We start from the raw sequence: 24,331 nt of genomic DNA, 5'->3' as shown, positions 1-24,331 counted from the left end.
GATCTGATACGATGCAAAAACGTACCATCGTCCCCATCGTCTATATCCTGTTCCTCATGCTGCCGATCTACTGGCTGGTGGCGATGAGCTTCAAGACGACGAATGAAATCCTGTCCGGGTTCTCGCTGTTCCCGCAAACCTTTACGCTTGAGAACTATGCAACGATCTTTACCGATCCGAGCTGGTATTGGGGCTACATCAACTCGATCATCTATGTGTCGATCAATACGGTGATCTCCGTCGCTGTTGCCCTGCCTGCGGCCTATGCGTTCTCGCGCTACCGCTTTCTTGGCGACAAGCAGCTGTTTTTCTGGCTGCTGACCAACCGGATGGCGCCGGCCGCGGTGTTTGCGCTGCCGTTCTTCCAGCTTTATTCCGCTGTCGGCCTGTTCGACACCCATCTCGCGGTGGCTCTGGCGCACTGCCTGTTCAACATTCCACTGGCGGTCTGGATCCTTGAAGGGTTCATGGGCGGCATCCCCAAAGAGCTGGATGAAACCGCCTATGTGGACGGCTATTCCTTCCCGCGCTTCTTTGCCACGATCTTCATCCCGTCGATCAAGGCAGGCGTCGGCGTGGCGGCTTTCTTCTGCTTCATGTTCTCTTGGGTGGAACTGCTGCTGGCCAAGACATTGACCGCCGTTGCCGCAAAACCCATCGCGGCCACCATGACCAAAACCGCCTCAAGTGCCGGGTATGAGCTGGGCCTGCTGGCGGCTGCGGGCACATTGACAATCATTCCGGGCGCGATCGTGATCTATTTCGTCCGCAACTACATCGCAAAAGGCTTTGCGATGGGGAGGGTATAATGCTGAGTTGGATGGCCTGGACCTGGCCCACCGCCCTTGTGTTCATCGGGATCTTTTCGGCCATCGGCCTGATGATCGTTCTGGAAATCCGTCAACCCGGAGGCGACACCCGCAAAGGCGCGCTGGGGCTGGTGACAACCCGTGGCGACCGGCTGTTCATCAGCCTGCTGGGCACCTCCTACATCTTCCTGGCCTGGCTGGGTCTGGTGGGGATGCCGCTGTGGTGGCCGCTGGGGCTCTCGATCGGCTGGTTTGTCTTCACCTTCTGGAAGGTCTGACCGCAGTTCATTGGCAAAGGGCCCCTTGGCGGGCCCTTTGTCGCAAGACCATCACCGTGTTTTTCGCGGTCTCGGGACCACTCTCTTAAAAAAGTAGTTTTCAAACCTCCCCCCAATCCCCTAGCATGATCAAAGCCCAGGACAACCGGACAGACATGATGCGAAAGAAACAGGACAACCCGCTTTTGACAGAGGTTGAACTCGAATTCATGACTGTTGTCTGGGAAACCGGCGGCGGCACGGTGCGCGATATCCTGGCCGAACTGAACAAAAGCCAGGAACGGGCCTACACATCGGTCGCGACTGTGCTGAAGATTATGGAACAAAAAGGGTTTCTGAGCAGCGAACGAGCTGACAGATCCTTGGTCTACCGCCCTGCGGTGCCCAAGGCGGATTATCAGAAAACCACTCTCAAGAACCTTTCGAGCAAGCTCTTCAACGGCGCCCCGGCGGCCCTCGTCGCCCGCCTGGTGGATGACGAGGATGTCACCGACGAGATGCTCGTGGAGATACGGGCCTTGCTGAATGAAAGGTTGGGGGACGATGAACGCTGAGAGTTTTCTGAACGCCTATATTGACCTGAATTTACTGCTCCTTGCCGGCACCGTTCTTTGGCTGGCTCTGCGGGCGATCCTGGCACGCAGTCGGCTGGGCCCGGCGTTTCGCCCACAGCTCAGGCTGCTGAACGGCATGACGCTTTTGCTGACGGTGTCACCGATACTGGTGGTTGCTCTGACCACCTATGTCGTCTCCCAGCCGCCCACCCTGTCGGACATGCTGGTGGCGCAGTATCTGCAGGGCAATGTCAACATGAGCGCCACACGGTTTGAGAGCATCCTTGGCCTGCGCGAAGATCTGGTGAGGGCGTTGATGGCGCAGACCAGCCTCTGGGCGCAGCTTGCCATTGCCGCGCTCATTGTCGGTGCCCTCCTTTCCCTCGCGCAGCTGGGCTTGGCCGTGCTGCGGCTGCGAGCGGGATTGCGACAGGCCTATATCTGGAAGCGTCTTGGCCGTATCGAAATCCGCATCAGCGACCGGAGCACAGTCGCCTTCTCCACGCGCGGCCTGTTTACCCGCTATGTTGTGCTGCCCTCCGCGCTGGTCACAAACCCATCGGATCTGCGGTTGAGCGTTGCCCATGAATTGCAGCATTTCCGCCAGTGGGATGTGGAATGCGAATTCCTGCTGGAGGCACTGCGCCCCTTCCTGTTCTGGAACCCCGCCTATCACCTCTGGCGTCGTGAAGTGCAGATGCTGCGGGAATTTGCCTGTGACCAGGCGCTGATGACGCGCGGGCAGCGGGATATCCGCGCCTACTGCGAATGTCTGATCCGGGCCTGCACCCTGGCGGCGCGGGATCCGATCCGCTTCGTGCAGCGCAGCCCCTCGGTCGCATTGGTAGATCGGCGCGAACTGCGCCGTGGGGCCACGCTGGCCCGGCGCATTGATGTGGTCACCGCAGCGCAGCAGCCCCAAGATCCCCATATGTTCGGCTGGATGCTGGTTTCGACGATGCTGGCGACCGGGGTGATTGCCACCGCGCTCCTGATGCAGCGGCCCGGCGACTGGAGCCATGACCGGATCATGTTGTCGACCATCGTCAATCTCGAGCGGATGGCCCACCGCAACGCTGTGACCGATACCAATCAGACGGCTGTCACTGCCTTGCAGGGTGGGTTCATGACGCTCACCAAATAACCCCTTTCGGTGGTTCACGACCTGCGACGGCTGTCAGAACTGCATCCATTTCTGCTGATCGAGACATCCTCTAGGGCGTACCGGTGAGTTTGCGCAGCTGCGGTGTCGATCCCGGAAAAACAAACACCCGATCACAAAAAATCGCCCGATCTGAAAATCAGACCGGGCGCTTCTGTCTCATGTCTTGATGCGGTCAGCCGTAGGCTGAGTGAGCGCCAGCAGCCCCATCCGCCGCCCAGTCACCTGAGCCTGCGCTGGCTGCGCCATTGCCGAGCTGGAACCGCGAAACCACGCCGGTCAGCGCCTGTGCTTCATGTTGCAGCAGCTGGCTGGCGGCAGAGGCTTCCTCGGACATTGCGGCGTTTTGCTGAGTGGTGCCATCTAGACGCCCCATAGCGCCGTTGATGTTCTCCAACCCTTTGGATTGTTTCTGCACGCCATCTGCGATTTCAGTGATGAGGTCGGATACATTCGTGACCTTTTCGATGATCCCGCTGAGCGCATCCCCCGCACGCCCGACCATGGCCACCCCGTTTGCGACATGTTCCTCGCTTGCCGACGTCAGCCCCTTGATCTGCCCAGCAGCTTTGGAGGCCCGCATCGCGAGGGCACGCACCTCAGAGGCGACAACTGCAAAACCAGCACCGGCCTCACCGGCCCGTGCCGCCTCGACGCCTGCGTTCAGTGCCAGAAGATTGGTCTGGAAGGCGATATCGTCAATCATGTTGATAATCTGCGAAATCTGCTCGGAGGCATCCTGAATCTGGTCCATCGCCTGGACCGCAGACGTCACGATATGGTTGCTGTGTTCGGCCTCGTCGCGTGTACCGCGCATGGTCTCATCGACCTGCCCGGCCCGGTCGGCGGTCTCTCGAATGCTATTGGTCAGGTCCTGCAGCGCTGCTGCGGTTTCCTCCAAAGTGCCGGCCTGCGCTTCGGTCCGATGCGCCATTTCCTCGGCGGAGGCACGCTGCTCTTCGGAAAACTTGTCGACGTTATGAGCCGCATCCACCACCTCAGACAGTGAATCGCGCAGGTTGACCAGGCTGCGATTGAAATTCTCGCGCAGCGTTTCGTAGTGCTCCGCAAAAGGTTGTTGGATGTCGCAGGCCAGGTTGCCGCGCTGCAACTCGGCCAGGGCGCCGCTCATCTCCTCGACAACCGCAGCGGTCTGTTTTGCGGCTTCTTCTTCGCGCTCGGCGGCCTCATCCGCGATCAGCAGCTTGTAGCGGAACATATCCAGACTCCGGGCCAGATCGCCCAGCTCATCACCACGGCCACGACCGCTGATTTCACTTGCGTAATCTTCGGCAGCCAGCGCATTCGTAGCCTCGCGCAGCGCCAGAATCGGGCGGGTGACATGGCGTGCCGCGACGAAAGACACCACGATAGCAATCAGGACCGAAACCCCGATCATCAGCATCGCCACAAGCCGGATGTCGCGAACCTTTGCAAAAGCTGCCTGTTCTTCGGTCTGTAGCACCAAAGACCAGTCAAAGCCCGCAATGTCCAATGGCCGCACCATGGCAATGATGGGTTTACCAGAGATGGATGTGGCGCTCTCAAACAGACCGCTATCGCCCGCCGCGGCCGCCTTGGTTACGGCGTTCTCCGGCAGGGCATCGCCAATGGCAAACTCCCCTTCGATCACCGAAGTACTGCGTGCGGTGCCGTCGCTGCCAACCAGGAAGATGTTCTGATGTCCGTCGACGTCCATGTTGGATGTCAGCGCGGCCACGACCGCAGCGCTTGAAATCTGAACCGCCATCACGCCGATGACTTCTTTTTTCTTGTTGAATACCGGCACCGCCATAAAGGCACCTGCACCGCCGCCGCCCGGCGCGTAGGTCGCAAAATCAGCGGTCACAACCTGACCTTCCTCGGCGTTGAGCGCTGCGCTGAACACTTTGCCTAGGCCGCTTTCGGCATTCTCGCCCGAACCGAATTGCTGAATGAAGTCTTCGCGTTTCTTTACCGAATACAACAGCTGGCCCGATGCGTTCAGAAGATAGAGATCCTCATAGCCGTTGACCTCCAGCGACTGCAGGAAAGTCGGGTGATAGGTCGCATGGGACTGGCTGTAATAGGAGCCATCGCCCGGATCGCTCAGCAGATGACGCTCGTTCGCCGCGTTGGGGTTTTCCTCGATGTAGTGACGCCGCAGGAACCCAACCGGCTCTTCTTCGATCATCGTGTAGACGCGGTCGAAGTTGCTGATGGCCCGGAATACCGTTGGCTGCGACGCGTTGATCGACAAGTCGCGGCGCGCGGCCTCCATCATGAAGCTCAACGCCTGCTCACCGGAACGGGCGGTGGTCGCTTTCGACGCATAAACGAAATCGCGAATGCTCTTCTCCGCCATCGAATAGACGAGGAATGAGACTGTCACCAGAAACGTTGCCGTCAAGGCCACCATAATCAGGGGCAATTTCAGCTTGAGCGAGAGTTTCGGGGCCTTGGGCATGACGCGCATGTCTCCTCTTAAAAGTGCCGATTCTGTCGCAAGGCGACCGAATAGCCTAAGAGATAGCCAGACAATTCCTTCTATTTCGTTCACGTTCGGTTTGCGAACAACTGTGGAAAAAACAACGCCGCGCCTTTCGGCACGGCGAAAACGACAATAGATGCAGACGGTTGTGTCAGAAGCGATCCGCTGCAAAGGCAGAGAGGTCGATGGCGGGCCGACGCGCCTCGACCAGATCCGCGACCAGCTCGGCCGTGGCCGCCGATTGTGTCAGGCCGACATGGCCATGGCCAAAGGCATAGATCACGCGCGTGTCACGGGTGGCGGTACCGATCACTGGCAGGCTATCGGGCAATGAGGGGCGATAACCCATCCACTGGGTGCCATTGGCCGTGTCCAGTTCGGGCATGAACTGCGCGGCCTTTGCCAGGAGCGTGTCCGCGCGTTTAAAGTTCGCAGGCAGTTTCAGCCCGCCCAGTTCGACCGCGCCGCCAACACGGACTCCCCCGCGAATCCGGCTCACCACAAAGCCATGTCGGCTGAAGGTAATATGCGTGCGCAGATCAAAACACCCCGCCGGCAGGGTCGTATTATAGCCGCGCTCGGTTTCCAGCGGCAGCCGGTCCCCCAGCCTGCGTGCCAGGTGATGTGACCAGGCACCGGCGGCTATCACGACATGATCCGCCAAGAGCGGCTCGCCCTCGGTCATGATGCGAATGCCATCGTCGCCGGTCTCCAGATCGCGCACATCGCCCTTGCGAAACTGGCCACCGCGCGCTGTGAAGGCCTGAAACAGATGCTCAACCCAGGCCTTGGGATCGCAGGTGTTCATCCAGTCGGGCGTGAACCCTGCGTGGGTAAACCGGGAGCTGAGACCGGGTTGGATCTCGGCGATTTCAGCCGGGCTGTGGAGCAGAGAAAACCGGATGCCGTGATCACGGCGCAGCTGCCAGCCGTATTGGCTGGCCGCGAACTCGGCCTCGGATTCATATAGCTGCAGGGCGCCTTCCCGCTGGATCATCGCTTCGCCGCCGGTATCGGAGATCTGGCGTTCCGTCGCGGCCTTGGCAAGGTGCATCAGAGCGGCCTGGGCCTTTACCACGGCCTGATAACGATCCCGCCAGCTGGCCCGCCAGAAGCGGATCAACCAGGGCGTCAGCTGCAGCGCGTAGGCAGGCGGCACAGACAGCGGGCCAAGCGGATCAAGGAGCCAGCCCGGCGCCTTTTTCATGATGCCGGGCGTCGCAAGCGGCTCAACATCGGTGAAGGCAAAGGCCCCGGCGTTGCCTGCGGAGGTTTCCTCGGCCACGCCCTTGCGATCCAGCAGGACAACCTGCCCGCCGCTGGCTGCAAGCTCGCTTTGCAACCGTAGAGCCGTGCTGACACCCACGACACCTGCACCGATAACCACAACCGTCTTTGTCATCTGCCCCCCATTCGTGACTGTGGCGAGGCCCCCGCCCCGCCACCTGCTAACCGGCGTTACGCCAAGGTATAGGCAGTTTTGACTTTTGTATAAAAGTCTTTCGCATGGCTGCCCTGCTCACGGGCACCAAAACTGGACCCTTTGGTGCCGCCAAATGGAACGTGATAATCCACCCCGGCGGTCGGAAGATTCGCCATCGCCATGCCGGCCTCGACATTGGCCTTGAAATGCGTCGCATATTTGAGCGATCCGGTGCAAATCCCTGCGCTGAGACCAAACGGTGTGTCATTGGCAACCATCAGCGCCTCGTCATAGTCGGCAACGCGAATAACCGATGCCAGCGGGCCAAAGACCTCTTCCTGATTGATGCGCATCTCGTTGGACGTCTCGGTCACCAGAGCAGGCGAAAGATAAAATCCCTTGGTGCTGCGCTGAAGCGTCTGGCCTCCGAGCACCCGCCCGCCTTCGCTGGCGGCGACATCTATATAGTAGAGATCCTTCTCCAGCTGCCGCTCATCCACAACCGGACCAATCTGGGTCTCCTGATCCAGCGCATTGCCGACCCGAAGATCTGTCATCCGCTGGCCCAGAGCCGCGACAAAACGGTCGTGGATGCCTTCGGTCACGATCAGCCGCGAAGAGGCCGTGCAGCGCTGACCGGTGGAGAAGAACGCGCCATTGAGGCTGGCCTCGACCGCGGTCTCCAGATCGGCATCATCCAGCACCACCATTGGGTTTTTGCCACCCATTTCCAGCTGCAGCTTCTTGCGCTGCGCGCCGCAGGCAGCCGCAATGGCGCTGCCGGTCTCAACCGAACCGGTAAAGGAGACAGCATCAACATCACGGCTGTCCACAAGCCGCTGACCAACGGTGCTGCCGGTGCCAAAGACGATGTTGAAGACACCATCGGGCAAACCGGAGCGGTTGATGATCTCGGCCAGCGCATGGGCGCAACCCGGTGTCAGCTCGGCCGGTTTCAGAACAACCGCATTGCCATAGGCCAGTGCCGGGGCGACTTTCCAGGCCGGGATGGCGATGGGGAAGTTCCAGGGCGTGATGAGGCCGACAACGCCGACCGGAGAGCGGGTCACCTCGACACCGACGCCGGGGCGAACCGAGGCAAGTATCTCACCCGCCTGGCGCAGGGTTTCACCCGCGAAGAACTTGAAAATCTGCCCGGCCCGCGCCGCCTCGCCGATGCCTTCGGGCAGCGTCTTGCCTTCTTCGCGCGACAGCAGCCGACCCAGTTCGGCCTTGCGGGCCAGGATTTCGGTGCCGATGGCGTCCAATATATCAAATCGCTGTTGCGGCGTGCTGGCGGCCCAGCTCGGGGCGGCGGCCTTCGCCGCGGCAATCGCGCGATCCATGTCTTCGGCCTGGCTGTTGGCGGCGTAGCCCAACATGTCCTGCGTGTCGGACGGGTTGATATTGGCGCTGGCGGCGGCGGTCTCCGACCAGTCGCCGGCGATCAGGTTGCGATAGTCCATCAAAATACCTCTTGGGTGGTGATCCCCGCCCGATAGGGGTCTGCGGGATCAAAGTTCAAAACTGTGTCTCCGGTCACAAAGGCCGTGCCGGTTATGGTCGCAATCACTCCGCCGCTGGAGCCTCTGCGGTATTGCAGCGAATAGGTGCTGCCGATCACGCTTTCCTGAATCCAGGTCACGCCGGGCGCAAGATCGCCATCAGCAGCAAGGCAGGCCAGTTTCGCCGCCGAACCGGTGCCACAGGGCGAGCGGTCATAGGCTGTTCCCGGGCAAAGCACGAAGTTGCGTGCATGCCCTTCGGAGGTCAGCGGTGGCGCGACATACTCGACGTGGTCGATCATGGCGCCGTCGCGCCCGGTGATCCCCTGCTCGGCCAAGGCAAGCCGCAAGGCAACGGCCCGCGCGGTCAGCTGGTCGATATGGGCCAAAGTGAGCGGTGCCGGTGCATCGGAGGTCAGGAAGAACCAGTTTCCACCCCAGGCGATATCGCCCGTGACGGGGCCTTGATCTGGCACCTCGACCACGACGTTGGCGCGATAGCGGTAGCTCTCGACATTTTCGACAGCGGCGCGATTGGCGGACTGCAAATGGACGCCGACGGTCCCAACCGGCGTTTCGATATGATGTCGGCCCCGATCAAGGCGCCCGAGATGATGCAGGCTCACTGCGGTTCCTATGGTGGCATGGCCACACATGCCCAAGGGCCCGACCGGGTTGAAATAGATGACACCGACGGCGCAGCCGGGATCTGTCGGCGGCACCAGCAGGGCACCAACGATGGCGTCGTGACCACGTGGCTCTGACAGCACCGATGTGCAAAAGCTCCGATGCTCGCGGAACAGGCGCTCGGCCCGCTCCGCCAGTGATCCACTGCCAAGGTCCGGCCCGCCCGAGAGGATCAGACGGGTCGGCTCTCCAGCGGTATGGCTGTCGATTACCCGCATAGCGCCGCAACATCGGGTTGCTGGCTCCAGTCGGCGTACCAGCTGCGGAAGAGGTCATATTGCGCTTCGACATAGGCTTTCTGGCTGGCGCTGAGCCGGTCGCTTTCGTTGAAATGCAGCTGGTATTCGCTGTCGCCGTTCAGCACCATCAGGTGCTTGTAGTAGAGAACCAGATCCGCACCTTCGTCGAAGGAGGACAGCACCGCCAGTGCAGCTTCCAGTTCAAGCGCCTGCCGACGGGCTGTTGCATTGCCCTTGGCCGCCAACTGGCAAAGCGAAACAAGATGCAGCACCTCAGCAGGCAGCGCATTGCCGATCCCGGTGATCGCGCCCCCGGCTCCACAGTTCACATAGCCGTGGAACACGGTGGTATCGACGCCGATCATCAGGGTAACGCTGCTGTCCTGCGAGGTGATGTTCTCGGCTGCATACCGCAGGTCCTCAGCGCCGCCGAATTCCTTGAATCCGATCAGGTTCGGATGGTCACGACGCAGGTCAAAGAACAGATCAGCGCGCGTAGCGAACCCATAATAGGGGCTGTTGTAGATCACCGCAGGCAGCGTGGGTGCGGCAGAGAGCACGGCCGCGAAATGGTCGCGCTGCGCGGCCACGGAACTGCCGCGCGACAGAACGCGCGGTATCACCATCAGACCGGCGGCCCCGACCTCGGCGGCATGAGCGGCATGGGCAGCGGCCTGCGCCGTATTGACAGCGCCAGTACCGACGATAGTCGGCACGCCAGCGGCAACCAATCGGGCAACGCCTTCCATCCGCTCGGCATCGCTGATCAGTGGCCAGTCTCCCATCGATCCGCAATAGACCACCGCCGACATGCCCTTCGAAATCAGCTCCTGCCCCTTTTTGACCAGCGCATCGAAGTCCGGTCGGCGGTCGGCGGTGCAGGGGGTCATCAGGGCCGGGATACAGCCGGAGAATACGGGGTGTGTCATTGTTGGATCCTCTTCAATGGATATGAACCCGAGGGTGCTGGCTCTCGGCGCTATGCTTTATTGCATAATACATATTGGATCCAATATTCAATATGATATTTATCTGCACTTTCCCCGCAATGACGATCAAGGGTATAAACCGGACAAGGAGCGAAGATATGAAGTTGAAATCCGTTGATATATCCAAGACCGCGTCTGCCTCGACGATCGTCTTTGACGCCCTGCGCAAGGCGATTATCGAAGGAGACCTGAAGGAAGGTGAGCCGCTGCGGCAGGATGAGATTGCCCAGATGTTCAACACCAGCCGAATCCCCGTTCGCGAAGCGATTTCCAGACTTGAGGAACAGGGCCTGGTCAAAACCCAGCGCTACAAGGGCGCTGTCGTCTCAGGCCTGTCGGCGCAGGAAGCCAAGGAGATTTTCGATTTCCGCGCGGTTCTGGAATCGGAGGTGATCCGCCGTGCTGTCCCGCGGATGTCGCCTTTGGCGCTGGCCAACGCCAAGGCCTGCCTGGAAGCGTTCTCGCAGTCGGAAGATCCGATGACCTGGGGCGAGTTGAACCGGGATTTCCACTCCACACTCTATCGAGAGAGCGGGTTGCAATACCACATGGATGTGATCGACAATGCGATGGACCGCGTTGACAGCTACTTGAGGGCGCAGCTGGTGCTGACCAATGGTAACGAACGGGCCAATCGTGAGCACATCGCTATCTGGGAGGCCTGTGTTGCAGGCGACGCTGACCTTGCAGCGGCGCTCACACGTGACCACATCACCGGCTCCTGCGAAACGCTGCTGCAACGATTGGAGGATTTCGGCTAAGCGCCCGGAGCCGCCGCAATCTCCCTTAAGACGTCTTGAGCGCCTTCTTGCGACGCCGCCGCTCGGATAAAATGAAGCCCAGCACCGACCAGGGATGCTTCAAGGCCGATTTGTCCAGTTTCCGCAGCCCGCCCTTCAGATAGGTGCGGCGAAGTTGCCGTTCCTCAAGTCGGCTGCGAATGGCCTCGAGAATCGGGTCACCTTCGGTCAGACCGAAAACCTGCGCATCGGACAGGCGCTGGCGCAAAAGCGAAACCTCGCGGCCGACCTCTGCCAGACGTTTTTTTCGAAAAGCCTCGGCATCTGTGATGGATTGCTGCGTGCTGGTCTGCCCCATACCGACCCGATAGATGATAAGATCTTCGTCGATGAATGCGACGCGCCCCTCCAGCGCAGCACGGAACCCAAGCACAAGGTCCTCGTAGCAGTCTGCATATTGGATCGGACCATACTTGCGGAAGAGATCCTTGTGCCAGGCGCAGGTCGCCCCAAGGAACAACTGCATTGAACAGGCCGCGGACATGGCATCGGTCCGGGTGTAGAATGTTGCCTTGGCATAGGTTTTGGGCATCGGTTTGCCGTCCAATGTCTCGACCTGGCCGTGCGAGAAGACCAGAAGCGGATCGTCACGCTCAAAGACTTCAATGGTCCGTGCCACGCGCCCCGGAAGAGAGATATCATCGCCGGACGCGGCAATGATGACATCACCTGTACTCAGGTTGAAGCATCGTTCGATATGTTTGTTGACGCCCAGGTTCTGCGGGTTCTTGTTGAGCACAACGGAATGTGGCCCGGAGTAATCGGCGACCAGCGCCTCCATCGCCTCAAAGGTGCCATCCTGCGAACAATCGTCCGACAGCAGAATCTCGATAGGATCGCAGTCTTGTGCCAGCACGGCCTCAACCGCCTCTTTCACATAGTCCCGCTGATTGTAGGTAAGAAGCACAACTGAGTAGCTGTATCTGTTCATTTCAACCCAATCCAACCTGCACGCACGCGCAGAAAATCCATTGCTGTTGCCCCGGCGGGTCTCAGGCCTGTCTGACCACCTGGACGCCGACGCCGTTAGACCACCAATACTGCAGTTTGCAAGAAGGAGCCATGCCCGACAGCTGCGGTTGCCCGTGTGCGCAGCCAATGAAACTGCCTGCCCGCTGGCACCGCAATCGAGTGATCCCGGCGCTCTTCTGGCGGTCACAGTCACTTAGGCCAAGTTCCGCAATGCAGGCGCGGCATGCGCCAATTCGATTGATCGGAGATGACAATATGGTAGACAGCTGTGCCAATAGACCAGACTGGATCGCTCTTATTCGATGATAGATCCGACGTTTGCTCCGATCAGCTGCCAAAGCCGGTCGTTGCCACAAGACCGGAGTACGGATTTGCCACTCAGCGATTGCAAATTTATTGACCTGCCCAAGATCGAAGACGCACGCGGCAACCTGACATTTGTCGAAGGGATGAACCACATCCCGTTTGATATCAAACGCGTCTATTACCTCTACGATGTGCCGGGCGGATCGGATCGCGGCGCGCATGCGCACAAGGGTCTGCACCAGTTCATGATCGCGATGTCCGGCAGCTTTGACGTTGTTCTGGATGACGGGTTCGACAAGAAACGCTTTCATCTGAACCGCTCATATTTCGGCATCTACATCTGCCCGATGATGTGGCGATATCTCGATAACTTCTCCTCCGGTGCGGTCTGCATGGTGATGGCATCCGCGCCTTATGACGAAGGCGATTATATTCGCGACTACACCGACTTCCGGCAGGCCGTGGGGGCAACGTGATGCAGGTTCCGTTTCTCGATCTGAAAGCGGCCTATGATGAGCTGGCAGAGCGCAGCGAACCCCGGATGCTGGAGAGCCTGCGCTCCGGCTGGTATATCCTCGGCCCGGATGTTGCCGGGTTCGAGCAGGCGTTTGCCCGCTACTGCGGCGTCTCGCATGCGCTTGGTGTTGCTAACGGGCTGGATGCCTTGCGCCTGGCACTTGTGGCGCTGGAAATCGGGCCGGGAGATCGGGTGCTGGTTCCCTCCAACACCTATATCGCCACCTGGCTGGCAGTATCGCAATGTGGCGCGATCCCGGTACCGGTGGAGCCTGATCCGGCAACCCATAATATCACGGCTGACGGCATACGCGCCGCCATGGTGCCCGGCGCCAAGGCGGTTATTCCCGTTCACCTATATGGCCAGCCCGCAGACATGACCGCGATCATGGCGGTTGCCCGCGAATTGGGGCTGAAGGTGATCGAGGACGCCGCGCAGGCGCATGGCGCGCGCTGGGACGGACGCTCCATCGGCGGAACCGGTGATATCGTCTGCTGGAGTTTTTATCCGGGGAAGAACCTCGGAGCATTGGGAGACGGCGGCGCGGTCACCACCAATGACGATGCACTGGCCGACCGGCTATCGCTGCTGCGCAATTACGGGTCTCACGAAAAATACCGCAATGAGGTTGCAGGGTTCAACAGCCGCCTCGATCCGGTTCAGGCCAGCTTCCTGACCGTGAAGCTGGCGGTGCTGGACGACTGGAACGCACGGCGGGCGCAGATCGCCGCGCGCTACCTGTCGGAATTGTGCGATCTTGGCATTGCGCTGCCCAATGTCGCGGCCAAGGCCGATCCCGTCTGGCATCTGTTTGTGGTGCGGCACCCGGACCGGGACCGGCTGGCGAAAGATCTGGCCGATGTCGGCGTCCAGACCCTGGTCCATTATCCGATCCCGCCACATGCGCAGGCGGCTTATGCTTCCTTGGGTCTGACGGATTCGATGCTGCCACTGGCAACGCAGCTGGCCCGGGAGGTGATCAGCCTACCCATCGGCCCGCATCAAAGCCACGCGCAGACCGATCATGTGATCAGCTGCCTCAGGCGGCTGGCCTGACCCCTGCCCCCTGCCCAGGTCAGAGCATGGTGCCATCAGGGATTTATCGGCTGGAAAGCATTGTCGAGATGATCGACCACCTCAACCCTTGCCGGGCTGCGCAGGAGCTTTGCGTATTTGTATTTGAAGGCACCGCTGGACAGTTCCACAATCCGCCCGGCCACCCAGCCGGGGTCAAGCATGGTCGATGTGTCTTCCGTGGTGCCGTCCCAGAAATTCGTACGTATTGCTGACGGAGCGACGACCAGCACCTTGCCGATCCCCTCGCCGCGCACCAGCGCCGCCCCCAACATGCCAAGACCGGCCTTGGTCGCGCAGTAGGCAGGCATTCCCGCCTGCGGTTTATACTGTGAGCTTGAGGTGATCAGCATCAGTTTGAGCGGTCCGGACGCCTGCCGGACCAGTCGCTGGATCAGCATCATAGGCCCCAGCAATCCGACATTGGTCATCTGCGCAAGCGCGGCATCCTCTAGCGAGGCAATCGTCCCCTGCTGCAAAAAGCCCGCGCAATAGATCAGGGTCTGCACATCTCCGACCTGCCGCGCCAACCGATCCAGTTCCGTGATCAGATCGCTGGAATCCTCAGTCACCGAAAGTGCATGAAACCGTGCGCCGCTGCAGCCCGGATCGGCCCGTCCGGTGATGGTGACCCGGTGTCCCTCGGCAACGTAGTGCCGCGCCAGTGCTAGACCGACGCCAGAGCTTCCGCCGACAATCAGAATGTTCTTCTTCACAGTCACCTCGCCCCCGCATCCACGAGGCAACTGATAGCCCTGCCCAGGAGCATCCGCAACATCGCCTGCGACACCGTCGCCGATCGACACGGAGCCGGGATTCAAGGCGGATCCCAGCCCGCAACCGCTTGCGATGAACATCTGCCGGAGCCGCGGAAACCATTGTCAGGCAGCGGCCAAATCCACGCTGGAGGCTGTACTCCCTGCCACTTGGAGCGGCGGTTTGGGCCCGATTTGGCCGTTTCAACTGAACTTTAAGCACCATCTTCTAATTTAGTCGCTCAGATCTGGACGGCTCCAGCACCGGTACAAACAACGCGTTTTGCGTATCGCACAGTAACCCGAGGTGAAAATTGGTAACTAGAACAATTGAATCGTTTTACCTCGGAACGTTTTCCGATCTGGATCCAAACGAAGCCAACTTTGCATCTGAAAACTCCTCCATCCTGGTTGGCGCCACGTTCGGCAGCTCGGGCGCGCCGCTTTATGACAACATCGACAGCCTCACAGTAAACGACCTCAACAGTGACGGGCAGCTCCTTGAGAACGACAACGGACAAAGCGCCGATCAGCTGATCTATGGCGGAATATCCTCCGATATCGACAGCGCCATCGACTACAATGTCCTTGTCACCTATTCCGATGGCACCACGGCTACGACGCAGATGCTGATCCTGCAGGATACATCAGGTCGGGTGTTCCTTAACCCCTACAGAGAAGGTGACCCTGCCAACAACGTTCTCGACGACAAGCCGATCGAATCCATTCAGCTCACGTCAGTCATCGGTGACAACTACTCCTTTGCCTTTGCCGACCTCGAACAGGATGCCTTTATCGACGCCACGGTCGACGGCACCGCAGGGAATGACAGCATCGGCGCCAGCTATATCGATGCCGACGGCACCCAGATGAACGCCTATGGCGGCGACGATATCGTGGATGCTGGAGCGGGCGACGATACAATCTATGCCGTAGCCGGCAACGACAGCATCGTCGCGGGCGCGGGCAACGATATCGTCTACGGCGGAAGCGGCAGCGATACCCTGATCGGCGGAGACGGCAAAGACACGATCTACGGCGGAACCGAGGCCGACCTGATGACTGGCGGCGCAGGCGACGACGTCTTTGTCACAGGTGCTGGCGATACAGCACAGGGCGGGACCGGCGACGATACCTTCTATAACTATGCACCAGAAGGCATAGGCGGCACGATCAGCATCATCGGTGGCGAAGGGGACGAAGACGGGAATGGCGACTGGCTACGACTGACGTTTGAGGACGGCGGCGCCTGGGAAAACGATCCGCTTACCGTCACGCTAACCAGTAGCGAGGCCGGTTCCGTGACCGGTGGCAGTTCGACCATCAATTTCTCCGAGATTGAATTCATCTCCACAGGCCTTGGAAACGACACCATCGACCTGTCGAGTGGCAGCACCGGTATGCGGATTGATGCCTCATCTGGGGATGACAGCGTGACCGGCGGCACCGGCGCCGACACAATTGATGGCGGTATCGGCAACGACGTTCTAAGCGGCGGTGCCGGGGCCGACACAATCGATGGTGGTACAGGCGACGACGTGCTGGACGGCGGCGGCGGCGCCGACACAATCGATGGCGGAAGCGGCAATGATACGCTTCTGGCCAATTTCGGCGCCGACACCTTTATCGGAGGTGCCGGGATTGATACCTACGATATCGTCAATTCTGATGCGTCCTATGTCAACTTCAACATCGATCTCACGACCGGTACGGACCAGCACGGCAACACCTATAGCGGGATCGAGAACATTCTCGGCGGCACAGCCAATGACAGCCTGACAGGCGACGGCGCCAATAACCTGCTGGACGGCGGCGCGGGCGCGGACACGATTTCGGGCGGTACTGGCGCTGATAGCCTGTCGGGCGGGGACGATGCCGACACGTTTGTGGTCGAGGACGGCTTTGGCGCGGACACGATCATCGGCGGCGAAGGGGTCACCACCGGCACGGATTACGACACCATCGACCTTTCCGCCGTGACCAACCCGGTCACCGTGACCTTCACCGGCTCCGGCGCGGGCACGATCAGCGACGGGACAAGCACGCTCAGCTTCTCGCAGATCGAGCGGCTGATCCTGGGCGCCTCAGCCGATGTGGTGGATATTACCAGCGACACAGGCGGAATGGAGATTATCGCCGGGGCCGGCAATGACACCGTGACCGGCGGCTCCGGCAACGACACGATTGCGGGCGGCGACGGGGATGATCTGATCGACGGCGGTGATGGCGACGACTTCCTCACAACCGGCCTTGGCAACGATACCCTGATCGGTGGCTCCGGCAATGACACGTTGATGAACTCCGACGGCGATGACAGCCTGGTCGGCGGTGCGGGCAATGACAGCATCGTTGCCACCGGCGGCAATGACACGCTCGAAGGCAACGACGGCGACGATACGCTTGAAGGCGGTGCTGACAATGACAGGCTGGTCGGTGGCACTGGCGCCGACAGTATGTCGGGTGGCGACGATGCTGACACGTTTGTCATCGAGGACAACTTTGGCGCGGACACGATCATCGGCGGCGAAGGGGTCACCACCGGCACGGATTACGACACGCTTGATCTGTCGGCCGTCACCGTTCCGGTCACGGTAACCTTTACCGGTACCGGCGCGGGCACGATCAGCGACGGCACCAGCACGCTCACCTTCTCCGAAATCGAGCGCGTAATCCTGGGCGACTCAGCCGATGTGGTGGACGCCACCAACGACGCAGGCGGGATCGAGATTATCGCAGGCGGCGGCAACGACACCGTGACCGGCGGATCCGGGAACGATACAATCGACGGTGGCGATGGCGAGGATACCATCGACGGTGGCGCGGGCAATGACAGCCTTCTTGGTGGACTCGGTGCCGACACTATCTCGGGTGGTGCCGGGGCGGACACGATTGACGGCGGCAACCAAAGCGATCTGATTCTGGGCGGTGACGGCAACGACGTGATCATCGACTCAGGCCTGAACCTATCGGATGACACAATAGACGGTGGCTTGGGCGATGACACCATCGACGGCGGTCTGGGCAAAGACAGCCTCACCGGCGGCGATGGAAACGATAGTATCGCTGGTGGTGATGGTCAGGATACCCTTCAAGGCGGAGATGGCGCGGACTCCCTCGACGGCGGCAACAATAATGACGTGATCGACGGCGGCGCGGGTGCCGATACAATCACCGGCGGCACCGGTGCCGACACGATTGAGGGTGGCACCGGGGACGACGTTATTGACCTTGGTGCCGATAGCGACAGGGATATCCTGGGAGTGTCCGATCTTGCCGGGTCGGATATCGTGACGAATTTCGACATGACCGACAGCGGCGATGGCACCACGGTAGACCAATTCGATGTCTCGAATCTGGTCGATGCAGATGGCAATCCGGTCAATGCCTGGGATGTTGTCGTCAGCGACACCAATGGCGACGGGACAGGTGATGCGGTGCTGACCTTTGTCAACGGCGAGTCGGTGACGCTGGTTGGCGTTCAGCGTTCGCAGGTGGACAACGCCCAGAAACTCAATTCGATGGGCATCCCGTGTTTCACGCCCGGTACGATGATCGCAACCCCAAGCGGCGAAACCAAGATAGAAACGCTGAAGCCCGGCGATCTGGTCACAACTCTTGAATACGGCCCGATGCCGATACGCTGGCTGGCCCTGTCGGAAGTCGCAGTTAAAACTGCGTCTCTACCGCAGAACCTCACGCCGGTCCGGATCAGGCCGGGCGTGCTGGGCAATGCACGTGCGCTGGTGGTGTCGCCGCAGCACTGCGTCCTGCTGACAGATCAGCTCACGAATGCGTCCTACTATGTGCGGGCCAAGCATCTGGCTGAAGAAACTACATTGGCTTCTTTTGCGCGGGGTCGTCAGAGCGTCACGTATATCCATCTTATGCTCGACAAACATGCGACGCTGATTTCCAATGATATCCCGAGCGAAAGCTTCTATCCTGGGCCGATGGCTATGAAGATGATGTCGGCCGTAACTCGCCTGGAACTATACGCCCTACTCCCTGAATTGGATCAGATGCCTGTCGAACAAGCCTTCGGGACGCGGGCCGCAACCGTTCTGTCACGCAATGAACTGCAAAAACTCAACGGGCGCCTTGGACTTCTTCAAGGCAGGCGGCTGGCGGGCACCCCACCCTATTGGACTCACAGCCACAGGGGGCGCGAAACTGGCAGCCCACTAAGGTTTCACCCGATAACCAACCGCAGTTTTTGTGTCGAAAACGTCGACAGGTGACAGCCGGTTAACGGCTCTCTGCCAGTTGGCCCTCACCCGGAAGAGACACGGTGAAATCGCAATCCTATTCAGTCCTGCGCGTCCGCCAGCTGGTTGCGCACGATTACGTCGATCCTTGTGTCGTTGAAGCGAAAGATACCTGTTTGCTTCAGAGCATCCCGGACCGAGGTGCTTTCAGATAGCCGTTTCCAGACGGTCGGCGACGAGTATGGGGCCATACGCGGTTTGGTGGCGACGCCCATTGTCATCCCGTTCAGATATCTGACCTGTTGGCGATGCGCGGGAAACAGAATGGACTCCGACAAGAATCCATCCTCGCTGTTTGCGCTTTCCAACAGGTAGATGCGATTGCCCTTATAGGCTGCCAGCCCGGTATATTTCGTCCGTTGAACGATGCTTTGATCATCGCTCAAGGCACGTTCGAAGGTATGCGAAACGATATAGCCGTCCTGTTCACGCAGCCAGATCAGCGTGCGCATGATCTTGCCTTCCCAGGTCGGCGTTGTGAAATGGCCGTGATAGAACCCCAGATACCGACGCAGCGGACCGGCCTGGTTCTCGAAAATTCTGGACAGCACGCGCGCCGGGCTTTTGCGGGAGGGCGCCGTCAATCTGTTCATCCTGCCCAGGAAGGCCGGGTGATCCAAGTCGAGGTCCTGTTCGCTGATATTGAAATGCCGGGCGATGCGCCGAAGGTTGTGCGCCGAGGGCATTCCACCGCCATTGAGGTATCGATTGAATTGCTGACGGTTCAAGCCGATATCGCGGCAGACCTGCGCAATGCTGCCGTAGTCAGCGCAGAGGGATCGCAGGTTCCGCGAAAAGTTTTCCGACATGCGACAAGTCCTTCGCACATAGACGCATTAATGCTTACAAAAGCTTAAACCTGCGTACAGTCGCTTACTAGGTGGTTTTTGATTTTCGTTCCAATTTTCGCTTGTGAGTCGCAAACGGTGATCGGCGTGCAAAACGAAATCAAGACACTAGAGAATGAGTGGATCCCTCTTCCGGACGGGCGAAAACTGGCGGCACGGGTCTGGCTTCCCGCTCTGCCGGGGGCTGCGCCGGCGATCCTGGAGTATCTCCCCTATCGCAAGCGGGACGGAACCGCAGCGCGTGATGAAACCACACATCGGGTGTTTGCCGCCCATGGCTATGCCTGTGTGCGGGTCGACATTGCCGGGACCGGCGACAGCCAGGGCCGTTTTGACGATGAATATTCCGAACAGGAGCTCTGCGATGGCGAAGAGGTTCTGAAATGGATCGCAGGCCAGGACTGGTGTGATGGCAACGTCGGAATGATCGGGATCAGCTGGGGTGGCTTCAACGGCTTGCAGCTTGCGTATCGCCGACCGCCGGAATTAAAGGCGGTTGTCACCATGGCCTCGACGGCTGACCGCTATGCCGATGACATTCACTACATGGGCGGCTGCCTGCTCAGCGATAACGCCAATTGGGCAGCACAGATGTTTGCCTATCTGTCTCGCCCTGCTGACCCCGACCTGCGGCCCGACTGGCGCGATGACTGGATCGCGCGGTTGGAGCTTCTGCCTGATCTTGCCGCCGACTGGCTGGCACACCCCACACGCGATGAGTTCTGGAAACACGGATCGGTTTGCGAAGACTGGTCACGGATCGAGGTGCCGGTTCTGGCAATCACAGGCTGGGCGGACGCTTATGTCAACACGCCCCTTACCCTGGTTGAGAACCTGACTTCGCCGACCAAGGCGCTGATCGGCCCCTGGGAGCACCGCTATCCGCATATCTCAAAGATCGAGGCCGCAGACGCCCACTCGGAGATCATCGGATGGTTCGACCGGTGGCTGAAAGGCGAGTTGAACGGGGCTGAAACACTGCCTGCCTTGCGAACATTCGTGCAGGAACATGACAACCCGTCCGGCAAGAACAAGCCGCGCAGGGGTCGGTGGGTGTCAGAGGAAAGCTGGCCATCGAACACCATTCAGGAGCGCATTTATTTTCTCGGCGATGGTGCGCTGTGCCCAGCAGCCAAAGCCGGGGAGGTCGATATTGCCAATCCTGCCAGCGTCGGGTCCGCCAGCGGCTATTTCTGCCCGGGGATGCGGATCGACAACGAGCTGCCGGGCGATCAGGTCGAGGACGACAGGCACTCCACCTGCTTTGACATTTCGCTGGACGCGCCGCTTGAGATCGTTGGACGCCCGCGTCTGAAGCTGGCGTTTCGTGTTGATCAACCGGTTGCCCAGGTGGTGGCCCGGCTCTGTGATGTCGCGCCGGATGGCGTGTCGCAACGCATCACCTATCGGCCCTTCAACCTGACCCATCACAAAAGCCACGAAACCCCGGACGCTTTGGTGCCGGGCGAACGCTACGAGGTTGAGTTCGAACTGAACGCCTGTGCCCATCGGCTGCGCGCGGGGCATCGCCTCCGTCTGGCGCTGTCGACATCCTACTGGCCGATCGTCTGGCCCTCGCCCAAACCTGTGACGATCACGCTGGACTGCCCGGGCAGCCAGTTGACACTGCCTCAGCGCCGCGTGGCTGGTGAACCGGAGCCTGCCAACCCCGGACCGCCAGAGAAATTTCCGACATTGGCTGCGGATGTCCTGCGTGATCCGTCGAGCACGTCACGGCGTGGAACCGACGATGAAGGACGGACAACGCTCGACGCATTTGACGATTTCGGCATGTCGCGCGATCCCTATCACGGCCTTATCAGCGGCAGCCATGTAGCGACGCATTATTCCATCCATCCCGACGATCCGGCCAGCGCCAAGATGGTGGCCGACTGGCGGTTCGAGTTCCGCCGCGACCACTGGCAGGTTCGGATCGACACGCATTCGCGCATGTCCTGCGACGAGACGCATTTCTACCTGCACCGCAGTTTGCGGGCCACGGAAGGGCCCGATGAAACCGAAGTCCTGTCAAAAGAATGGTCGCGGACCATTCCGCGCGGGCTTCTCTGAACAACCCAACGGGGAGATCACAATGAAGATCGAATGGATGAAGGCACCAACAGGACGCCGAAACTTCCTAAAAGGCGCGACAGCGCTTGGTGCGGCCGCCGCAATGCCTATGGGCTGGGCGGGGACCGCTTTTGCCCAGGATGATGGCGTCCTGCGCGTCCGCGCCTATGGCGACGCTCCGAACATGGATCCCGCGCATAGTGTCGGCGTTGTGGAAGAGGAGATCCACGCCGCAATTTACAACAAGCTGATCCAGTACAAGCCCGGCTCCGAATGGGGCTGGCAACTTGATGCGGCGTCGATGATCGAACAGGTGGACCCGACCCATATCAAATTCGCCCTGCGCGATGACATCGGCTTTACCAACGGCCATGGCGCGATGACAGCCGAGGATGTCAAATTCAGCTTCGAACGGATCGTGGCCGAGGCCACCGAAAGCCCGAACAAGCCGGATATGGGACCGCTCAGCCATGTTGAGGTCACTGGCGAGCGCGAAGGCACCATCGTGCTGAACGAGCCCTTCGCGCCGCTCTGGTCTATTGCCTTGCCCTATATCACCGGCAACATCGTGTCCAAGGCCGCGGTTGAGGCCACTGGCGGGCGGATCGGCTCCGACCCGGTCGCCGAAAGCGGCCCCTATCTGCGCGCGAGCTGGAGCCCCAAGGAAAAGACAGTGTTGCAGCGCAACCCCAACTGGAAAGGGGACGCACCGGCCTGGGATACGATCGAAGTCTACCCGATCGACGATGAAAACACCGCCGAGATCGCATTCGAGGCAGGCGAGCTGGACCTGACCCGCGTCTCGCTAGGATCGGTCGCGCGCTACCGTGGTGGCGTTCCAAACGGCGGGACCCTCGTCGAAAACCCCTCGCTGTTCTATGTCTGGCTGGGGATGAATCTGGATCATCCGAAACTACAGAACCAGAAACTGCGGCAGGCGATCCAGCATGCCATCGACGTGCCGACAATCCTGGAGGCCTCCTACTTTGGCGCGGCGGACCCGTCGACAGGCATCATCGCACCGGGTCTGGCAGGAAACCGTGCTCAGGGTCTTGTGGCGCCGCAGGCCAACATTGAAAAGGCAATGGCACTGCTTGCGGAATCCGGCGAGACAAATGTCTCCCTCACGCTCGATATCCTGAACAAGACGACCTACACGACGATGGCTCAGGTCATTCAGGCGATGCTGGCGCAAATCGGGATCACGCTGGAAATCAACGTTCTGGAATCCGGTGCGTTCTGGGCGAGCGGCGAAAACGAAGATCTGCAACTGGTGCTGAACCGCTTCTCGATGGCGCCTGATCCCTCCTATGCAACGGCCTGGTTCACCACTGAACAGGCAGGCATCTGGAACTGGGAACGTTTCCGCAACGACGAATTCGACAAACTCCACGCCGCCGCATCTGCGGAAACCGACAATGCAGAACGCGCTGCAATGTATCAGCGAGCGCAGGACCTGATGGAAGAAAGCGGCGCCTATCGCTTTATCACCCATGAAGCAACGCCGGTCGTGCATTCCTCGCGTGTTGTTCCGGCCCTGCGCCCGGATGGGCTTTCGCTGCTCAGATACTTCGGCAAGGCGTAACCTCCCTACGTCTCTGCGTGTGGCTGCCCTCGGGCGGCCGCACGTGATTACCCCGCCCAGAAAGGCCCGATCGATGTTCAACTTTGCTCTGAGGCGGTTTGCGCTTGCGGCGCTGATCCTCTTTGTTGCGGTAACACTCATGTTCCTGATGATCCGTGCAGTCCCCGGCGATCCGGTGCAGATCATGCTTGGTCCGCGAGCGACCCCGGAGCTTCAGGCACGGCTCACCGCCGAACTGGCGCTGGATCAGCCGATTTGGCGGCAACTGGTGATCTTTTACGGCAACATGATGCAGGGCGATCTGGGCACCGACGTGTTTTCGGGCCGCTCGGTTACCCAGATTGTCTTTCAACAGCTTCCCTTCACGCTTGAGCTGATCTTTGCGTCGATCCTCTGGTCTGCCGCCCTCGGCATCGGGCTTGGCGCCTATGCCGCGGCCCATCCCAACACCCTGATCGACCGAAGCGTCGCGGTGCTGTCGGTGAGTTTCGTCGCGGCCCCCGCATTTGTCGTGGCGCTTTTGTCGCTTTTGCTGTTTGCCGTGCAGCTCCAGTGGTTCCCGGCGATTGGTGTCGGTGACGGGTTCTGGGAGCGGCTGGATCATCTGGTGTTGCCCGCGTTTGCAATCGGGCTGAGTTGGGTCGGGTATATCGCGCGGCTTGTACGTGCTTCGATGCTGGAAGTGCTTGGTGAACACCACATCCGGACCGCCCGCGCCTTTGGTCTCTCCGAGCGACGGATCGTCATGGTCTACGCCTTGCGGATCGCCGTTCTGCCGGTCGTCACCGTGATCGGCGTCGGGATGGGCTTTCTGCTCAGTGCTGCCGTTTTTGCCGAGATCGTCTTTGCCCGACCCGGTCTGGGCAAATTGGTGATCGATAGCATCACCACCCGCAACTACCCGATCGTCATGGGCTCGGTGCTCATCTCGACGGGGCTGTTCGTTATCTCGACCGCCGTTGCGGACCTCGTTAACGCCTGGCTGGACCCGCGCGCGAGGACCTCGACATGACGGCCTCGACC

At 60.2% G+C, this 24,331-nt stretch carries 19 protein-coding genes; 11 read left to right on the top strand and 8 right to left on the bottom strand.

The window, feature by feature from the left end; all coding sequences use genetic code 11:
- Positions 1-11 precede the first annotated feature (11 nt).
- The 4 genes from WLQ66_RS01465 to WLQ66_RS01450 all read left to right on the top strand — a co-directional run bounded on the left by WLQ66_RS01465 (position 12) and on the right by WLQ66_RS01450 (position 2,785).
- Positions 12-809, top strand: coding sequence for a carbohydrate ABC transporter permease (locus tag WLQ66_RS01465; RefSeq protein WP_008561997.1), 798 nt, complete (start codon positions 12-14; stop codon positions 807-809).
- Positions 809-1,087 carry a DUF2160 domain-containing protein gene (locus WLQ66_RS01460; RefSeq protein ID WP_340544496.1) on the top strand — a complete coding sequence of 93 codons (279 nt, stop codon included), beginning with the start codon at positions 809-811 and terminating at the stop codon, positions 1,085-1,087. Before WLQ66_RS01465 ends, WLQ66_RS01460 begins: the two co-directional genes overlap by 1 nt.
- A 158-nt stretch (positions 1,088-1,245) precedes the next feature.
- Positions 1,246-1,641: a BlaI/MecI/CopY family transcriptional regulator gene (locus WLQ66_RS01455; RefSeq protein ID WP_340544494.1), complete on the top strand. Its 396-nt coding sequence runs from the start codon at positions 1,246-1,248 to the stop codon at positions 1,639-1,641.
- Positions 1,631-2,785 carry a M56 family metallopeptidase gene (locus WLQ66_RS01450; protein ID WP_340544492.1) on the top strand — a complete coding sequence of 385 codons (1,155 nt, stop codon included), beginning with the start codon at positions 1,631-1,633 and terminating at the stop codon, positions 2,783-2,785. The genes WLQ66_RS01455 and WLQ66_RS01450 overlap by 11 nt, the downstream gene beginning before the upstream one ends.
- Positions 2,786-2,978: 193 nt before the next feature.
- Here WLQ66_RS01450 and WLQ66_RS01445 read toward each other — a convergent pair whose 3' ends face one another.
- The 5 genes from WLQ66_RS01445 to WLQ66_RS01425 form a co-directional block, all read right to left on the bottom strand.
- Positions 2,979-5,258, bottom strand: coding sequence for a methyl-accepting chemotaxis protein (locus tag WLQ66_RS01445; protein ID WP_340544491.1), 2,280 nt, complete (start codon positions 5,256-5,258; stop codon positions 2,979-2,981).
- A gap of 166 nt (positions 5,259-5,424) precedes the next feature.
- On the bottom strand, positions 5,425-6,675 hold the full coding sequence (locus WLQ66_RS01440; RefSeq protein WP_340544490.1) for an NAD(P)/FAD-dependent oxidoreductase: 1,251 nt from the start codon (positions 6,673-6,675) through the stop codon (positions 5,425-5,427).
- Between the two features lie 56 nt (positions 6,676-6,731).
- A complete protein-coding gene (locus WLQ66_RS01435; protein ID WP_340544489.1) occupies positions 6,732-8,162 on the bottom strand; it encodes an aldehyde dehydrogenase family protein in 1,431 nt (476 codons plus the stop codon).
- Entirely contained in the window at positions 8,162-9,106 is a 945-nt protein-coding gene (locus WLQ66_RS01430) for a 4-hydroxyproline epimerase (protein WP_340544487.1), read from the bottom strand. Before WLQ66_RS01430 ends, WLQ66_RS01435 begins: the two co-directional genes overlap by 1 nt.
- Positions 9,097-10,056, bottom strand: a complete 960-nt coding sequence (locus tag WLQ66_RS01425) for a dihydrodipicolinate synthase family protein (protein ID WP_340544485.1) — start codon at positions 10,054-10,056, stop codon at positions 9,097-9,099. Before WLQ66_RS01425 ends, WLQ66_RS01430 begins: the two co-directional genes overlap by 10 nt.
- A gap of 158 nt (positions 10,057-10,214) precedes the next feature.
- On the opposite strand from WLQ66_RS01425, the gene WLQ66_RS01420 reads away from it, so the two are divergent.
- Complete coding sequence (locus tag WLQ66_RS01420) at positions 10,215-10,877, top strand: GntR family transcriptional regulator (RefSeq protein WP_340544483.1); 663 nt, start codon at positions 10,215-10,217, stop codon at positions 10,875-10,877.
- Positions 10,878-10,902: 25 nt separating this feature from the next.
- On the opposite strand, the gene WLQ66_RS01415 is transcribed toward WLQ66_RS01420, so the two are convergent.
- The gene (locus WLQ66_RS01415; protein WP_340544482.1) at positions 10,903-11,847 is read right to left on the bottom strand and encodes a glycosyltransferase; all 945 of its coding nucleotides are present in this window, start codon (positions 11,845-11,847) and stop codon (positions 10,903-10,905) included.
- Between the two features lie 412 nt (positions 11,848-12,259).
- Here WLQ66_RS01415 and WLQ66_RS01410 point away from each other — a divergent pair, with 412 nt between their 5' ends.
- Both WLQ66_RS01410 and WLQ66_RS01405 read left to right on the top strand, forming a co-directional pair.
- The gene (locus WLQ66_RS01410; protein ID WP_340544481.1) at positions 12,260-12,670 is read left to right on the top strand and encodes a sugar 3,4-ketoisomerase; all 411 of its coding nucleotides are present in this window, start codon (positions 12,260-12,262) and stop codon (positions 12,668-12,670) included.
- Entirely contained in the window at positions 12,670-13,767 is a 1,098-nt protein-coding gene (locus WLQ66_RS01405; protein ID WP_340544480.1) for a DegT/DnrJ/EryC1/StrS family aminotransferase, read from the top strand. The genes WLQ66_RS01410 and WLQ66_RS01405 overlap by 1 nt, the downstream gene beginning before the upstream one ends.
- A gap of 35 nt (positions 13,768-13,802) precedes the next feature.
- On the opposite strand, the gene WLQ66_RS01400 is transcribed toward WLQ66_RS01405, so the two are convergent.
- Positions 13,803-14,642, bottom strand: coding sequence for an SDR family NAD(P)-dependent oxidoreductase (locus WLQ66_RS01400; RefSeq protein WP_340544479.1), 840 nt, complete (start codon positions 14,640-14,642; stop codon positions 13,803-13,805).
- Between the two features lie 212 nt (positions 14,643-14,854).
- Here WLQ66_RS01400 and WLQ66_RS01395 point away from each other — a divergent pair, with 212 nt between their 5' ends.
- Positions 14,855-18,778: a Hint domain-containing protein gene (locus WLQ66_RS01395; protein WP_340544477.1), complete on the top strand. Its 3,924-nt coding sequence runs from the start codon at positions 14,855-14,857 to the stop codon at positions 18,776-18,778.
- A 68-nt stretch (positions 18,779-18,846) separates the two neighbouring features.
- Here the strand turns inward: WLQ66_RS01395 and WLQ66_RS01390 are convergent, their stop codons facing one another.
- Positions 18,847-19,614 (bottom strand): helix-turn-helix transcriptional regulator, encoded by a 768-nt coding sequence (locus tag WLQ66_RS01390; RefSeq protein ID WP_340544476.1) that lies wholly within the window; start codon positions 19,612-19,614, stop codon positions 18,847-18,849.
- Positions 19,615-19,740: 126 nt separating this feature from the next.
- On the opposite strand from WLQ66_RS01390, the gene WLQ66_RS01385 reads away from it, so the two are divergent.
- The 3 genes from WLQ66_RS01385 to WLQ66_RS01375 all read left to right on the top strand — a co-directional run bounded on the left by WLQ66_RS01385 (position 19,741) and on the right by WLQ66_RS01375 (position 24,320).
- Positions 19,741-21,723: a CocE/NonD family hydrolase gene (locus tag WLQ66_RS01385; protein WP_340544475.1), complete on the top strand. Its 1,983-nt coding sequence runs from the start codon at positions 19,741-19,743 to the stop codon at positions 21,721-21,723.
- Positions 21,724-21,745: 22 nt separating this feature from the next.
- The gene (locus WLQ66_RS01380) at positions 21,746-23,308 is read left to right on the top strand and encodes an ABC transporter substrate-binding protein (protein ID WP_340544474.1); all 1,563 of its coding nucleotides are present in this window, start codon (positions 21,746-21,748) and stop codon (positions 23,306-23,308) included.
- Positions 23,309-23,381: 73 nt separating this feature from the next.
- Positions 23,382-24,320 (top strand): ABC transporter permease, encoded by a 939-nt coding sequence (locus WLQ66_RS01375; RefSeq protein ID WP_340544473.1) that lies wholly within the window; start codon positions 23,382-23,384, stop codon positions 24,318-24,320.
- Positions 24,321-24,331 lie beyond the last annotated feature (11 nt).

It is taken from the genome of Phaeobacter sp. A36a-5a (genome assembly GCF_037911135.1).
Taxonomy (GTDB): domain Bacteria; phylum Pseudomonadota; class Alphaproteobacteria; order Rhodobacterales; family Rhodobacteraceae; genus Phaeobacter; species Phaeobacter bryozoorum.
This window is presented reverse-complemented; position numbering and strand designations above follow the sequence as displayed.

Coding starts and splice junctions, on each gene's coding strand:
- WLQ66_RS01465 (WP_008561997.1), top strand. CDS start 12: ATGCAAAAACGTACCATCGTCCCCATCGTCTATATCCTGTTCCTCATG.
- WLQ66_RS01460 (WP_340544496.1), top strand. CDS start 809: ATGCTGAGTTGGATGGCCTGGACCTGGCCCACCGCCCTTGTGTTCATC.
- WLQ66_RS01455 (WP_340544494.1), top strand. CDS start 1,246: ATGCGAAAGAAACAGGACAACCCGCTTTTGACAGAGGTTGAACTCGAA.
- WLQ66_RS01450 (WP_340544492.1), top strand. CDS start 1,631: ATGAACGCTGAGAGTTTTCTGAACGCCTATATTGACCTGAATTTACTG.
- WLQ66_RS01445 (WP_340544491.1), bottom strand. CDS start 5,258: ATGCGCGTCATGCCCAAGGCCCCGAAACTCTCGCTCAAGCTGAAATTG.
- WLQ66_RS01440 (WP_340544490.1), bottom strand. CDS start 6,675: ATGACAAAGACGGTTGTGGTTATCGGTGCAGGTGTCGTGGGTGTCAGC.
- WLQ66_RS01435 (WP_340544489.1), bottom strand. CDS start 8,162: ATGGACTATCGCAACCTGATCGCCGGCGACTGGTCGGAGACCGCCGCC.
- WLQ66_RS01430 (WP_340544487.1), bottom strand. CDS start 9,106: ATGCGGGTAATCGACAGCCATACCGCTGGAGAGCCGACCCGTCTGATC.
- WLQ66_RS01425 (WP_340544485.1), bottom strand. CDS start 10,056: ATGACACACCCCGTATTCTCCGGCTGTATCCCGGCCCTGATGACCCCC.
- WLQ66_RS01420 (WP_340544483.1), top strand. CDS start 10,215: ATGAAGTTGAAATCCGTTGATATATCCAAGACCGCGTCTGCCTCGACG.
- WLQ66_RS01415 (WP_340544482.1), bottom strand. CDS start 11,847: ATGAACAGATACAGCTACTCAGTTGTGCTTCTTACCTACAATCAGCGG.
- WLQ66_RS01405 (WP_340544480.1), top strand. CDS start 12,670: ATGCAGGTTCCGTTTCTCGATCTGAAAGCGGCCTATGATGAGCTGGCA.
- WLQ66_RS01400 (WP_340544479.1), bottom strand. CDS start 14,642: ATGTTCATCGCAAGCGGTTGCGGGCTGGGATCCGCCTTGAATCCCGGC.
- WLQ66_RS01390 (WP_340544476.1), bottom strand. CDS start 19,614: ATGTCGGAAAACTTTTCGCGGAACCTGCGATCCCTCTGCGCTGACTAC.
- WLQ66_RS01380 (WP_340544474.1), top strand. CDS start 21,746: ATGAAGATCGAATGGATGAAGGCACCAACAGGACGCCGAAACTTCCTA.
- WLQ66_RS01375 (WP_340544473.1), top strand. CDS start 23,382: ATGTTCAACTTTGCTCTGAGGCGGTTTGCGCTTGCGGCGCTGATCCTC.